Source organism: Aeribacillus sp. JST-2 (genome assembly GCF_056032925.1).
On sequence record NZ_JBVVUU010000013.1, the window covers coordinates 1 to 14,952 of the forward strand.

The following is a 14,952-nucleotide window of genomic DNA, read 5'->3' on the forward strand; positions in this document are numbered from 1 at the left end:
CACATAATCTGAAATACGATTACGAAAAGGCAACAATGCATCAGTAATCGTAAGTAAGATTATATCACAAAGACCTGGCGAAAAAAATGGAAATCGTGAGGTCTATTTGTCATGCGAAAATTTATTTTGGAAGGAAGGGGTACCCCTTCCTTCCAAAATAAAATCTAGATTAACCAAATTATTTAATAAAAAACACTTGACTAGAGGTAAGAAAGGGGCTGTATGAAAAGCCCTTTTTAGTGTCACATGTTTCCAAATAAAAGACCAAAGAATGTTGATTTAACAGCATTCTTTGGTCTTACTTTTTTCATAATTGGGCTGAAAAACCGTATTTCGGACAACCTCTTTTTTTATAGAGTTTTGTTCAGAAGGGCGGAACATCGATTTTTCACACGCCTTTTCCAGCTAATCTATCAAAAAAGAATGTGCCGGTTATGAAAAGGAAGGTGAGACACACATTCAAAAAGAAATGATTAAAGACAGAAAAGTTTTAGTCGGAACGGTCTTATTTTACTAATGAATGTCGAAATGCATAAATGACCGCCTGCGTGCGGTCCTGGACTTCGAGTTTGCTTAAGATGTTGCTGACATGGACTTTGACGGTTTTTAACGAGATATATAATTCATCGGCAATTTCTTGATTGGTTTTTCCTTGCGACATCAACAGCAATACTTCCATTTCCCTTTTTGTTAATTCTTCGTGGGGAAGGTGTTTTGTTTTTTTGGTCATTTTCGCCATCACTTTTGTTGTTACTTCAGGCTCCAGCACGGACTGACCGCGGTAAGTGGAACGAATGGCATTGGCGATTTCGTCGGCTTTTGATGTTTTTAACATGTAGCTGACGGCTCCAGCTTCTAATGCAGGGTAGACCTTTTCATCATCGAGGAAGCTTGTGACGATAATGATTTTCGCCTCCGGCCATTCGCAGATTATTGCTTTTGTAGCTTCGATGCCGTCCATTTCCGGCATGACGAGATCCATCAAAATAATATCGGGTCGTAATGCCAGAGCAAGCTCGACGGCCTTTTTGCCGTTATCGGCTTCTCCGATGACTTCGATGTCAGGCTGGGAGGACAAATAGGCCGACACACCGATTCTCACCATTTCGTGGTCATCGACAAATAACACTTTAATCATCATTCTCCCCCTCATTCAATAAGAGCGGCACTTTCACTTCCAGCCGTGTTCCTTGATTCGGCATGCTGACGATTTGCAAAGTGCCGCCGATTTCTGCTGCTCGTTCAAACATGTTCTGCAAGCCGTAAGAACCTGTTTTTGTTGTTTCCACATCAAATCCTATCCCATCATCGACGATGCGCAAAATAGCCAGATGATTCCGCTTTATTAACAGTACTTCAAGTGTGGTTGCTTTCGCATGGCGAAGAGTGTTCGATACCGACTCTTGCAAAATGCGAAATAAATGATCCTCTATTCCTTTTTCTAAAAAAAAATCTTCAATTTTCCATTGAATGTTCAATGGCACTTTTTGCCTTAATTCATTTAACAGTTCTTCCATTCCTTCTTGCAGTGATTTTCCTTTTAAAGGAACGGGACGAAGATGCAAAAGAAGAGCACGCATTTCAAGCTGTGATTGATGGATGATTTCTTCAACTAAACGAATTTGTTTTATTTTATTTTCATTTAGATTGGCAAAATCCTCTTTGACGGCGGAAATGAGCATCGATGCGGCAAATAAATGCTGGCTTACCGAGTCATGCAGTTCCCGCGCCAGCCTCTGCCGTTCTTGGGAAACCATTTGTTCCACTCGTTTTTCTTGTTCTTTTACATTTTCGTTTGCCAGTTTTTGCGTCAATTTCGTTTGTTCTACAAGCAGGTTTTGGATTTTTTTAATATGAAAACTAATCTCATCCAATTCTTTCAAGTTCCATTCTTTTTGCATTTCAATCGGTTGGCCTAGTGCAATTTTTCGCAGCAATTCCTCAAGCTGGCCTAGTTGTTTTTTGATTGGCAATCCCGACATTATGCCAAAGAACAAACCGGCGCCAAGGCTGATTCCAGCAGCAAAAATGATAAAAGGAATATCGGCAAGTTTTTGTTTCCATATTAACGACCAATCCGAGATAGGGAAGGCCAGAAAAAACGAAACGCCAAGCATGAAAAAGATGAGAATGGACGCAGCGATGGCAATAATTACTTGCCGTTTTAACAGATTCATGACCGTTTCACCTCTAAATGGCCGGCAACGACTGAGGTGATAATTTTCATTTTCCGAACGGCAGAATGGTACTCTTTAGTTTGGCAACGAATGGTTTCATTCCATAATTTCATATCCGAGTGCTCAAAGATGGAAAAGGAGCCGAACAATACAGAATGATGAACCGTTACTTCGAGTTCATAAGGAACAATAATTTCAATATTTCCGAACAACTTTCGTATGACAATTACGGATTCTCCTTTTGGAAGAATGGTGTAATTTAAATCAATGGCAGTATCGCCAATCCATGTTTGGATATTGACATCGTTCCATGAATATACTTCTTTTTTTGTTTTTTGATGACCAAACCATTTGTTTTTGAACAATGGTTCACTGAAAAAAATCTCATTTTCTTTCGGGATGTCATCGGATTTTTGAATAATAGGTGAAGATGCCTGTTTTGTTTGAAAAAAACGAATGACCGAATAGGATAAAAAGACAAAAAGCAACAAACGAAATGTATACAACTCAAAAAAGAAAATAACCATGCCTAACAGACCGGCAGTGAAAAAAATTTTCCCGGATGGGCGCGGCATTCGTTTTCTGCCGATATGAAGGAAAAAAAACGTAAAAATAAGGAAGAAAAGAGCCTTGCTGTTAAATAGCAAAAGTTCTCCAATGAAAAGAATGGCGACCGATATAACCGCCCAATTCAGCTTCTCTTTTCTATTTCCCTTAAACATATAGGCTCCTCCTTCCGCACATGATAGAAAAGGCGCAGATTCTCTACGCCTTTTTAGCATAACAATTTCTTTTACGGTTTTGAATCCGTTTCTTTATTTTTTAATTCTTTTTCGAGTTTTGCGATTTTTTCGTCAAATGTATTGGCAAAATACTGATCGTTTACTTTTTTCTCTAAACGATCGATAAAATACTCTATTTCAGAAAAGCGGGAAAAAGTTTTATCAAATAAATCGTTTTCTTCCAGCACATGATGAATTCTGTAATTGGCCCGGGCTGTATTTTCACGTCCCATCAGTTCCATACGTCTAATTTGCATATCTTTTACTTGATGTTTCATTTTTTCATATTTTTGTTCCAATTGGGCAATTTGTTCTGCGGCTTCTTTAAGCGATTCTTTCAGCTTTTGTGCCCGCTCATGATAAATGTTTTCTTCATTTGCCGCAAATTGATGCAAGGCTGGTTCTTGCGCTTTTAAGGCAATTTCCGCTTGGTATTTTCGTTTTTCCGCAAGTTTTTGAGCAAGGTAGTATTCCTTTGCCAATTCGTCTTTTAATAAACGTTGGCGTTCAATGAGCCTTTCCACTTTTTTCACTTCTTGTTCGGATTGACGCAAATATTCATTTAACAAGGCGATCGGATTTTGTTGTTCTTTTTTATCCAGCAACTCATTCAAATCAGCCATGATGACATTTTTCAAACGTGTTAACAGATTGCTCATGTTTTTCCCTCCATTATCATTTATAATTGTCGTTTTAAAGTTTCCCATTGCTTTTCGAAATTGGTAAACGGATCCTCTTCTTCAACTATCAGTTGTTGTGTTTTTCCCCATTTTTTGTATACAACAAATAGGACATATGCGGCGACGAGACCGACAATAGCCGGAACGTTTGCTGCAGAAACACTTAATGCGATCAGCCCAACTATTGCCCAAAATACTTTTTTTACGGCCGATTCGGATTTCAAAAATTGTTTAAAAGCAAAGTAGAGGATGATCAAGCTGATGAAAAGCCCAGCAACAGCCCCAAGGTTAGCGGCTAAAAGGATAGCACAAACCACGCCAACTGCCAGAAGTCCAATTTTTTTCACTTTTATGCCCTCCTTTCATGATTCATCTTACCGGTTATCAAAATATCTCATAATGTACTTGAGCTATATTTTCATCTAAGACTTGAGGAGTATAAAAAGAAAATTCCTGTATCCATTTTGCAAATGGAAATGGATATTTTCCGAAGTGAATTGAAACGTTTTATGAAAGGAAAACGTAAAACAGCTGGCAGTATTAAAGTGGAGGAAGAGGAAAAGAAAAATGGCGTTTTTATTTCAATGGGAGGAATGTAAATCTCCTGTTTAATCCATCGCTTTCAATCGTTTATTTTCGTGATTTATGTAAACAAAGCAAACGACGACAGAGAGTAGACTTGAAAATGCAAAGCGATCGGTTTGGCTTTTATATTTTTAACATCAAAAATTCATGAAAGAAGGTGGAAAGGTTGAATATTTGGTGGATGGTAGCGGCTGTTATCGCCGGCATCGTGTTGGCTTTTCTCCACACGCAATTAGAGAAATATGTTTCTTCCAAAGTCTTGTTGGCAATGGAAGCCATTCTGGCAATCATTGCGGCTGTTTTTTTATTTCAATCGTTTCAATGGAATAATGCGATTAGTATCATTTCCTGTCTAGTTTATTCATTTTTGATGTACTCAATAACATTTTCAGACGAAGACGGCTATGAAAAAATGAAAAATGAGCTGCATAAGGCAGAATCAGAAAAAATCGAGCTGATCAAAAATCCTGTGCGCTTGTTCATTGATTTTCTGTTTACATTCGTCATCATTGGAATATCGATCATTTATTTCGTTTTTGGTTCTTCATATTCTGTTTTGTCGACTGTATTGTTATTTGCAAATGTTGTGTTAATTTGTCAAATGTTAAAAAAAGCCTCTATTTTCCACAATCTGGAGGTTTTTGTCAGCAAAGAGACCAATTGTCTCTATTTATTATCGAAAATCAGCCCGAAACGGTACCCGTTTTCTGAGCTGATAGAGGCCAATATGGAAACAAATGTAGATGTGCTAAAATTGTTTCCATTATTTACATTGTTTTCGACAAATCAGGATTTTACAACAAGCATGGGAAAAACACTAAAACTCACTTTTTCAGGGGAAACTGTCTATTTGAATGTAAAAAATGATCCTTCATGGCTTTCAGCCTTCAACAGGACGGAAAAACAAGCGGAGACATCCGAAATCAAACAAGTGGAAGTGCTTCCGTTTTACCACCCGAAAAATTTGAAAAGATTGCTTGGAAAAGGCTATTTTGCGATATCCGTGAAAGGTGTCGGCGCTTACACGACATTGATCGTCATCTTATCATTCTTTAACGTTCCCGTTTGGGTGATGGTGATGGCAGCATTCTTTTATTGGGCGTTTAATCTCTATATCTCAGATCGGTTGTTAAAAATCGCATTGGATGTAAAAAAGGTTGAGGATCCAGATGTTCTTTCGGCTGCCAAAAAAGTGCTGGAAAAAGCGGGCATTCCCAATGTGAACATTTATCAGACGGAAACAAATGAATTGAACGGTTTTGCGGCTGGAGCCAACATTGGCCGCTCAATGATCACTTTAACGACGGAAACGCTGAAGCTGCCGATCGAAGCGATTGAAGCAATTTTGGCTCATGAAGCAATCCATGTTAAAAAAAGGGATATCTTCATCGGACAATTCATGAGGATGGCGGTGATCGGCTTGGTCGTTTTATTTGTTTATTGGATATATACTTTCCTTAAAGGACAGCAGTTTTTGCTGTTTTTGACCATATGGTTTTTCCTTCTTCTGTTTCCGTTTATTCAGTCGCTTCTGTCCCAATGGATGGAAGTGCGTGCCGATCATTTAGGCGCTGTATTGCTTGATCATGGCAATCAGCAAATGGCTGACGGTTTAACAGCTTTGGCTGCTAAGCAAGATGAACTGTTTCAGAAAGCGAAAACGTACGATTTGCAAAAAGGGGAGGGGAACCATTCATTACTGGAAAGAGATTCATGGTTTATGCGCTTGTTTGAATTTCAGTTTATGATCCACCCGCCGATGTACTGGCGTATTAAATCTTTGAAGGAAACGGAAACAGGCTGGAATCGAGGCAAAATGGTAAAATGGTTGAAAGACCGTTTTCGCGAATCTTTTCCGGACAAAAAGCAAATGAATGAATGAAACAACGTTTTTTCAGGAATAGCATTTGCCGCTATCGATAACTAAGCCGCCTTCCGATTAACAGAGAGGCATTGCCAACAGTTGTTTATCGTTTAAAAGGGGAGGCGGCTTTCTTTGCTTTAGACGGTTTGCCGTTCGATCAATTGAAAAGGCAATGTAAGTTATTTATGTCATTGTTTCTTTTTTTCATCATTATGGATAATAGCTTGCACCGCCAATTGCCCCATTTTTTTGATCGGAATATCGATGGTTGTAATCCCCATGAGATCGACAATCGGCTGAAGCAGGGATGGTCGATCAACGGCAAAACAACCCCGATCAAGTTTGAGGAGGACAGCAACAACATTTCGTTGATAATTCAGTTCTTCCTCACTTTTAAAACAGCTTCTCTTTTTTCCTGGCTCACGTACGGATGATGATTCAGCACTCGTGAAACGGTCGCAACAGAAACACTTGCCAGTTTGGCAATTTCACGGATATTGGCCATCTTTGAACTCCTTTCTAAAAAAATTCTTGACATGAAACGCGTTTCATATTTTATGTTCGTGGTGACAAAGGAAAGGGGGAATGAAGATGTTAGTGGGATTTTTCACATTAGTCGGGTTATGTCTTGTGGAACTCATCATAGCAAAATGGGCGATAAAAGACAAAAATGAACATATCGATGATTTTTTTGAATTTTTCGATATTGAACCTCACAAGAAGGATGGCAAGAAATAAAATAGCAAGGCAAGGTATGGCCGGCCTATCAACACGTTGTTCTGAAACGGAAATAGGACGTGGACCGCCTGAAAAAATGTCATACAAACATTTCCAGATCGGTTATGACATGAAATATGCCTCCAGTGGCGATTGAAAGTTGTAAAAAAGGGAAAAGCCGAATACTACTTTAGAAAAGTGAAATACTATTTGCTTTTCATTTGTTTGATTGATATATTGTATATATCAAATATATCAAGGTGATATCGTTGGAAAAATTATATGAAAAAATTTATATGGACATTTTAGCCAAAATTAAAAACGGAACGTTGAAAGAAAATGATAAAGTGCCGACAGAGCATGAATTGGTGGAAATGTATAATGTGAGCAGAATTACTGCGAAAAAAGCTCTTGATCTGTTGGTTGAGCAAAACATGATTACAAGATACAGGGGGAAAGGCTCTTTTGTGAGGTCATCGATTAGCTCTCTTTCTGACTCCCAATCGGCGCCCAAAAAAGGTCATACCATTGGATTGATCATACCTGATTTTGGTGAAGTGTTCGGGTTGGGATTGGTAAAAGCAATGGAAAGAACGGTGACAGAATACGGATGCCATTTCCTTTTCAGAAGAACGTTGGGTAGGGTGGAAGAAGAGAAACAGGCCATTGCGGCGATGATCGATGAAGCAAAAGTGGACGGTTTGATTGTTTTTCCAGTTCACGGTGTCCACTACAATAATGAGTTATTAAAATTAGTAGGAAACCAATTTCCGGTAGTTTTTGTCGATCGGTACATAAAAGGAATACCTGCCAGTTCTGTAAGTTTGGATAATAGAGAAGCTGCGATTGTCCTGACAAGGCATTTAATAGAATTGGGGCATGAAAAAATTGCTTTTCTATCGCCGCCCGAGTACGGGACTTCCTCCATTGAAGACAGGATTTTAGGTTTTCACATCGCTGTTGCGGAAAATGGCTTAAAGCTTGACCATCATTATATTTTGAACAATTTTTACAGCACGATGCCGCAATATCAACATTCGGAAAATCACTGGCAAATGAAAGAGAAAGAAATCTTGATGATAAAAGAATTTTTAGAAAAAAATCATGAAATTACCGGAATGATTGCTTGTGAGTACGGCATTGCCGAACTGATTGAAAATGCAGTCGCTTTACTAAATAAAAAAATCCCAGATGACTATTCGGTTGTTTGCTTTGATTCGCCGCCGGCGCGCGATGGCAAACATTTTTACACGCATATTCAGCAACGAGAAAAGGAGATTGGAAAAAAAGCAGTTGATCTTCTGATCGACCAATTAAAAAATCATTTGGAGCCTAAACATTATAATATCAACTTTGAACTGATCACCGGTCAATCAAGTCGAAAAATTGTAAGAAAATTATGAAAAATCATATTGACATATATGTAATATTCATTTAAATTGTATATAACAAAAAGAGAGAGATGGGGTTTGTAGTCAAAATGGTTTGCAACCCCCCAACGCAATAAAAAATGAAAGCGTATTCTTAAAAAAGAAAGGAGGATTCTGACTATTATTTTTAGAAAATTCAATAAGGAGTGAAAATTCAGAATGTTATTTAAAAAACTTCGCTGCACCTTTATTTTTCTTTCTTTCTTGTCCTTGATTTTCGCAGGCTGCTCGAACAGCCAAACTGGCTCTAATGAATCAAAGAAAACAACGGTTACATTTTGGCACCCTATGACAGATATAACTGGAGAAGCTGTGAAGGAAGTTGTCAAGGCATTCGAAAAAAAACACCCTGATATCAAGATTAACAGTGTCTATATTGCAAATCAAGGGGAAGGCCAAAATGAAAAACTGTTAACAGCGATTGCTGGGGGAAATCCGCCGGATGTCGCTTATTTTGACCGGTTTGAAATTGCTTCATGGGCGGATCAAGGTTCATTGACCGATTTAACAGAATTAGCCGAAAAAGACGGGATCTCAAAGGAAAAGTACTATCCATTTGCTTGGGATGAAGCTGTTTATAATGGAAAGCTTTACGGAATTCCAACGACGACTGATTCCCGCTTGCTTTTCTACAATAAAGACCACTTTCGAAAGGCCGGATTGGATCCTGAAAATCCGCCAAAAACGATTCAAGAGCTTGAGGATGCAGCAGAAAAATTAACCATCAAAAAAGGGCGGCGGTTTGAGCGTATTGGTTTCATTCCATGGTACGGGCAAGGCTGGCTTTATACATGGGGATGGGCATTTGGCGGCGAGTTTTATGATCCAAAGACAGGAAAGGTTACAGCCAATCATCCTAAAATTGTTGAAGCGCTTCAATGGGAAACCGATTTTGCCAAGAAATATGACGTAGAAGATATTGCCGGATTCACAGATTCACAAGGAACCGGCGCAATGGATCCCTTTATTTCCGGTCAACTGAGCATGCAAGTTAGCGGACCGTTTTCCATTTCATCCATTGAAAAATTTAACCCCGAAATGGATTATGGTGTAACACCTATCCCAACTCCTTCAGGAACCAATTTTACCACATGGTCAGGGGGATGGTCGGTTGTCATACCGAAGGGAGCAAAAAATGTTGAAGCTGCTTGGGAGTTCGTCAAATTTTTTGGAAGTGAAGAAGGGCAAAAGATATTCAGCAAGATCGCAAAAGACTTCTCGGTCATTGATTCCGTTAATGAGGAGTTAGGTTACAAAAAGGATCCGATCTTGAAAGAATTTATCGACATCTTGCCGAAATCCCGCCATCGCCCGAATATTTCAGAAGGATCTCTTCTTTGGAACGAATTAGCAGATGCGGTTGAAAACTCCACAAGGGGAAATGGCACTCCGAAAGAAAATCTAGATAAAGTGACAGATAAAGTAAATAAAGCGTTAAGCAAATAAAGATTACTCTGCCCATGGCAGAATGGCCACACTGCCGTGGGCGATTTGATAACGGAGGTGAAACATCTTGCCCGTCATTGAAAAACAGACAGCCCGGCGTAAAATGATCGTTTTCAAAAAAAGGAGCAGCAAGTTCGGTTCAAATTTAAGCGGCTGGCTATTTGCAGCACCTTGGATTTTAGGATTGCTGTTGTTTTATGCCTTTCCATTGCTTGCTTCCATTTATTTCAGCTTTACGACATACAGCATCCTGCAATCAGGGGAATTTGTAGGGCTGGATAACTATAAACAATTGGCAAAAGATCCTTTATTTTGGAAATCTATATACAACACCATTTATTTTGTTATTTTCTTTGTTCCTTTGAGCATTTTTTTTGGTGTTGCCTTGGCTATGATGCTCAATATGAAAGTAAAAGGAATGGCGTTGTATCGAACGATTTATTTTTTGCCGACGCTTGTTCCTCAAGTAGCTATGGCGGTTTTGTGGATGTGGCTGTTAAACCCGGGTTTTGGCCTGATCAACGGTTTATTAGATTTAATAGGGATAACGGGTCCTTCATGGCTTGGAAGTGAAATATGGTCGAAACCTTCTTTGATTTTAATGTCTTTATGGGGAATCGGCCAAGCAGTTGTCATTTATTTAGCCGGGCTGGGAGACATCCCCGATGAATATTATGAAGCTGCAGAGGTGGACGGGGCGAACTGGTTGCAAAAAACGTTGCACGTAACCTTGCCGTTATTAACTCCCGTTATTTTTTATAATCTGGTGATGGGGGTCATCGGCGCTTTTCAGCAATTTACATTGCCGTACACTCTTACTCAAGGTCAAGGAACCCCTGCCAATTCACTCACATTCTATGTCATGTATTTATACGATAATGCCTTTAAGTTTTTTAAAATGGGGTATGCTTCTGCAATGGCATGGATTTTGTTTGTTGTCATTATGCTTTTAACATTATTGATATTTGTCAGTTCCAAGCGTTGGGTGCATTATCAGGGCAAATAGGAGGGGAGATAAGTTGAGTCCAAAGACGGTGAAAGGTTTTAAAGTTTTTTTGGCGCACGCTTGTTTGCTGATGGCAGCCATCTTTTTTTTAATACCATTTATATGGATGATTTCAACTTCGTTAAAATCGCATTCACAAATTTTTGCATTTCCTCCGAAATGGATCCCCAACCCAATCGTATGGTCGAATTATCTTGATGCGATGGAGTACATTCCTTTTTTTACCTATTTTAAAAACACTGTCATCATCACTGTTTTTAGCACATTAGGAGTAATTATTTCATGTCCGCTAGCAGCTTATAGCTTTGCAAAGCTGCAGTGGAAGGGGAAAAATATTTTATTTTTTACAACGCTAGCCGTTATGATGATTCCCGGTCAAGTAACCATGATCCCCCTGTTTCTTTTGTTTAATAAAATCGGCTGGGTTGGAACGCCTTTGCCATTGATTGTCCCCAGTTTTTTTGGAGTACCTTTTTTTATTTTTTTGTTAAGACAGTTTTTCCTTGGAATACCGAATACACTGCGGGATGCGGCAAAAATAGATGGGGCCAGCGAATTTCGCATTTATTGGCGCATAATGCTGCCGTTGGCAAAGCCGGCCGTACTGGCTGTCGGTTTATTTCAATTCATGGCCAGCTGGACTGATTTTATTGGGCCGCTATTGTATTTAACAAATGAATCTGCTTATACGATGTCCTTAGGGTTGCAGCAATTTCAAAGTCAAAAAGGGTCTGAGTGGGGGCTGATGATGGCAGTTTCGACCATGATGACGCTCCCGATCTTAGTGATGTTTTTCTTTTTGCAAAAAACGTTTCTTAAAGGAATCACTTTCAGCGGCATAAAAGGATGATAATTTAGGAGGGAAAAAATGAGCCGTCAAATTGGAATGAGAATACCGCCAAAATTAGGTTCAAAAGGTTTAAAAAGCGTTTTGGAGTTTGCAAAAGATATTGGGCTTGATGTGGTGGATGTTCCTCAGCTGACCCCCGAGATAAAAAGAATGTTCGAGGAAGCAGGCCTCGAAGTGGGATCGGTCGATGGCGCCGAAGCGGTTGGGCCAACGAAATTGCTAAGTAAAGATGATGTTGCAAGGGCAAAAGCAGTTGAAAAAATAAAACAACAAATTACCGATGTTGCAAGATTAGGAGGGAAGGTGCTGTTTATCTGCCTTGTTCCGGAAGATTTTCATCAATCGAGGCAGGACAGCTTTAGCATTTGGAAGGAAACTTTCCCGGAGGTTGTGAAACATGCCGAAAAGGAAAATGTATTTTTCGCCCTTGAAGGCTGGCCCGGCCCAGCCCCTCAATACCCGGCAATCGGTTGCACACCCGAAATGTGGAAAGCGATGTTTGACGCCATACCTTCAAATCACTTTGGTTTAAATTTTGATCCTTCCCATTTAGTTCGATTAGGCATTGATTATTTAAGGGTATTACATGAGTTCGGCGACAGAATCACTTACTGTCATGGCAAAGATACGGAACTTCTATTCAATGAACAGTATTACTATGGCGTCCTTCCCGCAACATTTCATGTGAAATATCGTTTTTCCGAAGGGTCTTGGCGTTACACCATCCCAGGATATGGAGAAGTCGATTGGGGAAAAGTGGCAGTTCGTCTAGAACAGTTGAATTATCAAGGACCGATCAGCATTGAATTGGAGGATCATCGTTTCTGGGGCACGGCGGAGGCGGAAGCAAAAGGGATTATAAAAGCAAAAACGTATTTAGAAACATTTTTTCAATAGCGCTTTGTTGGCAGTGTCAAAAAATTTATGAAACTCCACGTTAAGGCATGTTTTAACAGAAATTGAACGAGAATCATTGCCATTGCAATTGACGAATAGTCGAAAAAATGTGATTAGTCTATCAAGGGCGAGGATCAAAGTTCAGCATGACTAATAACCATGAACAATGGCCAATTTTAGCCTTTTTCTATTATGGGGGAGATTACACGTGAAACAAATAAGGGTTGGGATGATTGGGGCTGGCGACATTTCGCATATTCATGCGAAACATTTGTTGCAGTTGAAAAATGTTATCATTACAGCCGTTGTGGATCCACTTGCACAAAACAGGCGGGAATTGATCGGAAAACACAATTTAAGGGAAGTATTAGAGTTCAACGATTATAAGGAGATGCTTGAAAAAGTTGCGCTAGATGCTGTTGTCTTATGCTCGCCGCATACTTGGCATTTTGTCCAGGCAAAAGATTGCTTGAATGCCTGTTGTCATGTATTAGTTGAGAAACCGATGACATGCAGCTCCGAAGAAGCAAAAAAATTAATGGAACTGGCGGAAAGAAAAAATAAAATCTTGCAAGTTTCTTATCAGCGCCATTATATGCCGGAATTTCTTTTCATCAAGAATTGCATCGAAAATGGAACGATAGGGAGATTAACTTCGATAAACGCATCCTTATATCAAGATTGGAAACAGCTGACTGAGCATACTTGGAGGCAAAACCCTTCTTTGTCGGGCGGAGGCATGCTGATGGATTCCGGAAGCCATATCATTGATGTGATCTTATGGTCGACGGGCCTAGAACCAGAAGAAGTAAAAACCAATATCTCGCTCAGGGAGTGTGAGGTGGAAATAAATTCTTTTACTACGATAAAATTTACGGATGGAACCATTGGCAGTTTGAATATTGTTGGCGATGCGCCGTGTTGGTATGAGTCTTATGTTTTTTGCGGAGAATCCGGTGCAATTTTTTACGATATGGGGAAAATCACTGTCCGCCAGTATGGCAAAGAGCCAATGATTCCAAATATTCCTGAACCAACAACCAATCCAGACAAAAATTTTATCGATACCATATTGGGGCACAAGCCGGATGATATGAAAGGTGAAATTGCGCTCAAGGTTATACAATTTACTGAATCGGTATATAGGGCAGGAAATTATTTGATTGAACGAATTGGGGAAAAGAAATGAAGGAGCTTGTTTTCTAGCAAAAAAGTATCGAAATGCAAGCAGTTTTCAAATGTGTGGAAATTATAGTTTTCATCAACAGTCATTTTAAAGAGAGGATGTTTAAGATGCCGCAAAAAGAAATAAAGATTGGAATTATTGGCAGCGGAGGAATTGCCGCTCTCCATGCAAAGTCTTACAAGAAAATGCCGGATGTAAAAATCGTAGCTGTTTCGGATATTATTCCAGGAAAATCAAAGAAATTTCTTGATAACCTAAATTTAGAAGGCGCTCAAGCCTTTGATGATCATCGCAAACTTTTGGAGCTGGAGTTAGATGGCGTAAGCATCTGCACTCCAAACCGAGCGCACTATGAAACGAGTGTCGATTCTCTCAAGGAAGGAAAGCATGTCCTAGTTGAAAAGCCGATGTCAGTCAGTCTGGAACAAGCAATCGATATGGTTAAAACGGCTAAACAAAACAGGCGAATATTATCTGTCGGATTTCAACCTCGATACGATCCAAATATGAAAGTAGTGAAAGACATCGTACAATCAGGAGTTCTAGGAAACGTTTATTATATACAAACAGGCGGCGGCCGCAGGAGAGGGATACCTGGAGGAACATTCATCAATAAAGATCTGGCCGGTGCGGGTTCGATCGCGGATATTGGCTGTTATTCTTTAGATCTTGCCTTAAACACGCTTGGCAATCCAAAACCACTGACAGTCTCTGCTTACACATCCAACTACATTGGAACGAATCCAATGTATTATGACCAAGCGGAAAATTTCGAGGTCGAAGATTTTGGGGTTGCCCTTATCCGTTTAGAAGGCGGGAAAGTGTTAAATTTCAAAATTTCATGGGCAATGCATATGGACTCTTTAGGGCCGACCCTTTTTCTCGGGACGGAAGCGGGTTTAAAGCTGACTCCAGCCGGCAGCGGGCCATGGAGCGGCGTATGGGACGGCGGCATCGGCTCCATGACTCTTTTTCACGATATCAATGGACAGCATGCAGAAACAAGCATACCGGTTATATCCCAAAATATAGATATCTTTTATGAAAAAGTCCGAGACTTTGTCGAAGCCATTAAAGAAAATAAACCAGCTCCCATACCTGGGGAGGAAATCTTATATAATCAAGCGATCATAGACGGAATTATTAAATCGTCAAAACTTGGAAAAGAAGTGGAGATCGAGTTGGCAAACATTTCTTAAAAAAACGAAGGCAGGAACTACGCATCCTGCCTTCGTTTTTTTTGGTGGCGTTTGTTTCGGTGTTGAAAAACTGTTAAAGAGCGCCATCGATTGTATTCGTATAAAAAAAGATACAACGATAAGCAGTTGCAAA

At 39.7% G+C, this 14,952-nt stretch carries 15 protein-coding genes; 9 read left to right on the top strand and 6 right to left on the bottom strand.

Annotation, left to right across the window (positions count from 1 at the left end; genetic code table 11):
- Positions 1 to 505 precede the first annotated feature (505 nt).
- The 5 genes from AC0KTX_RS08725 to AC0KTX_RS08745 form a co-directional block, all read right to left on the bottom strand.
- The gene (locus AC0KTX_RS08725; RefSeq protein ID WP_474251836.1) at positions 506 to 1,138 is read right to left on the bottom strand and encodes a response regulator; all 633 of its coding nucleotides are present in this window, start codon (positions 1,136 to 1,138) and stop codon (positions 506 to 508) included.
- Positions 1,131 to 2,177 carry a sensor histidine kinase gene (locus AC0KTX_RS08730; protein WP_474251837.1) on the bottom strand — a complete coding sequence of 349 codons (1,047 nt, stop codon included), beginning with the start codon at positions 2,175 to 2,177 and terminating at the stop codon, positions 1,131 to 1,133. Before AC0KTX_RS08730 ends, AC0KTX_RS08725 begins: the two co-directional genes overlap by 8 nt.
- Entirely contained in the window at positions 2,174 to 2,899 is a 726-nt protein-coding gene (liaF, locus tag AC0KTX_RS08735; RefSeq protein ID WP_474251838.1) for a cell wall-active antibiotics response protein LiaF, read from the bottom strand. The genes AC0KTX_RS08730 and liaF overlap by 4 nt, the downstream gene beginning before the upstream one ends.
- A 71-nt stretch (positions 2,900 to 2,970) precedes the next feature.
- Positions 2,971 to 3,618, bottom strand: coding sequence for a PspA/IM30 family protein (locus AC0KTX_RS08740; protein WP_474251839.1), 648 nt, complete (start codon positions 3,616 to 3,618; stop codon positions 2,971 to 2,973).
- A gap of 20 nt (positions 3,619 to 3,638) precedes the next feature.
- Complete coding sequence (locus AC0KTX_RS08745) at positions 3,639 to 3,986, bottom strand: lmo0954 family membrane protein (RefSeq protein WP_474251840.1); 348 nt, start codon at positions 3,984 to 3,986, stop codon at positions 3,639 to 3,641.
- 404 nt (positions 3,987 to 4,390) lie between these two features.
- Between AC0KTX_RS08745 and AC0KTX_RS08750 the strand changes: the two genes are divergently transcribed.
- A complete protein-coding gene (locus AC0KTX_RS08750) occupies positions 4,391 to 6,106 on the top strand; it encodes a M56 family metallopeptidase (RefSeq protein ID WP_474251841.1) in 1,716 nt (571 codons plus the stop codon).
- A 358-nt stretch (positions 6,107 to 6,464) separates the two neighbouring features.
- On the opposite strand, the gene AC0KTX_RS08755 is transcribed toward AC0KTX_RS08750, so the two are convergent.
- Positions 6,465 to 6,593: a LacI family DNA-binding transcriptional regulator gene (locus AC0KTX_RS08755; RefSeq protein WP_474251842.1), complete on the bottom strand. Its 129-nt coding sequence runs from the start codon at positions 6,591 to 6,593 to the stop codon at positions 6,465 to 6,467.
- Positions 6,594 to 6,679: 86 nt separating this feature from the next.
- Between AC0KTX_RS08755 and AC0KTX_RS08760 the strand changes: the two genes are divergently transcribed.
- The 8 genes from AC0KTX_RS08760 to AC0KTX_RS08795 all read left to right on the top strand — a co-directional run bounded on the left by AC0KTX_RS08760 (position 6,680) and on the right by AC0KTX_RS08795 (position 14,819).
- Positions 6,680 to 6,826, top strand: coding sequence for a hypothetical protein (locus AC0KTX_RS08760; protein WP_474251843.1), 147 nt, complete (start codon positions 6,680 to 6,682; stop codon positions 6,824 to 6,826).
- A 248-nt stretch (positions 6,827 to 7,074) separates the two neighbouring features.
- Positions 7,075 to 8,208, top strand: coding sequence for a GntR family transcriptional regulator (locus tag AC0KTX_RS08765; protein WP_474251844.1), 1,134 nt, complete (start codon positions 7,075 to 7,077; stop codon positions 8,206 to 8,208).
- A 186-nt stretch (positions 8,209 to 8,394) separates the two neighbouring features.
- Positions 8,395 to 9,681 (top strand): ABC transporter substrate-binding protein, encoded by a 1,287-nt coding sequence (locus tag AC0KTX_RS08770; protein WP_474251845.1) that lies wholly within the window; start codon positions 8,395 to 8,397, stop codon positions 9,679 to 9,681.
- 103 nt (positions 9,682 to 9,784) lie between these two features.
- Positions 9,785 to 10,687, top strand: coding sequence for a carbohydrate ABC transporter permease (locus tag AC0KTX_RS08775; protein WP_474251902.1), 903 nt, complete (start codon positions 9,785 to 9,787; stop codon positions 10,685 to 10,687).
- 13 nt (positions 10,688 to 10,700) lie between these two features.
- Positions 10,701 to 11,537 (top strand): carbohydrate ABC transporter permease, encoded by an 837-nt coding sequence (locus AC0KTX_RS08780; RefSeq protein ID WP_474251846.1) that lies wholly within the window; start codon positions 10,701 to 10,703, stop codon positions 11,535 to 11,537.
- 18 nt (positions 11,538 to 11,555) lie between these two features.
- On the top strand, positions 11,556 to 12,434 hold the full coding sequence (locus AC0KTX_RS08785; RefSeq protein ID WP_474251847.1) for a sugar phosphate isomerase/epimerase family protein: 879 nt from the start codon (positions 11,556 to 11,558) through the stop codon (positions 12,432 to 12,434).
- 208 nt (positions 12,435 to 12,642) lie between these two features.
- A complete protein-coding gene (locus AC0KTX_RS08790; RefSeq protein WP_474251848.1) occupies positions 12,643 to 13,623 on the top strand; it encodes a Gfo/Idh/MocA family protein in 981 nt (326 codons plus the stop codon).
- A 104-nt stretch (positions 13,624 to 13,727) separates the two neighbouring features.
- Positions 13,728 to 14,819: a Gfo/Idh/MocA family protein gene (locus tag AC0KTX_RS08795; RefSeq protein WP_474251849.1), complete on the top strand. Its 1,092-nt coding sequence runs from the start codon at positions 13,728 to 13,730 to the stop codon at positions 14,817 to 14,819.
- The last annotated feature ends 133 nt before the right edge of the window (positions 14,820 to 14,952 follow it).

Coding starts and splice junctions, on each gene's coding strand:
- AC0KTX_RS08725 (WP_474251836.1), bottom strand. CDS start 1,138: ATGATTAAAGTGTTATTTGTCGATGACCACGAAATGGTGAGAATCGGT.
- AC0KTX_RS08730 (WP_474251837.1), bottom strand. CDS start 2,177: ATGAATCTGTTAAAACGGCAAGTAATTATTGCCATCGCTGCGTCCATT.
- liaF (WP_474251838.1), bottom strand. CDS start 2,899: ATGTTTAAGGGAAATAGAAAAGAGAAGCTGAATTGGGCGGTTATATCG.
- AC0KTX_RS08740 (WP_474251839.1), bottom strand. CDS start 3,618: ATGAGCAATCTGTTAACACGTTTGAAAAATGTCATCATGGCTGATTTG.
- AC0KTX_RS08755 (WP_474251842.1), bottom strand. CDS start 6,593: ATGGCCAATATCCGTGAAATTGCCAAACTGGCAAGTGTTTCTGTTGCG.
- AC0KTX_RS08760 (WP_474251843.1), top strand. CDS start 6,680: ATGTTAGTGGGATTTTTCACATTAGTCGGGTTATGTCTTGTGGAACTC.
- AC0KTX_RS08770 (WP_474251845.1), top strand. CDS start 8,395: ATGTTATTTAAAAAACTTCGCTGCACCTTTATTTTTCTTTCTTTCTTG.
- AC0KTX_RS08775 (WP_474251902.1), top strand. CDS start 9,785: ATGATCGTTTTCAAAAAAAGGAGCAGCAAGTTCGGTTCAAATTTAAGC.
- AC0KTX_RS08785 (WP_474251847.1), top strand. CDS start 11,556: ATGAGCCGTCAAATTGGAATGAGAATACCGCCAAAATTAGGTTCAAAA.
- AC0KTX_RS08795 (WP_474251849.1), top strand. CDS start 13,728: ATGCCGCAAAAAGAAATAAAGATTGGAATTATTGGCAGCGGAGGAATT.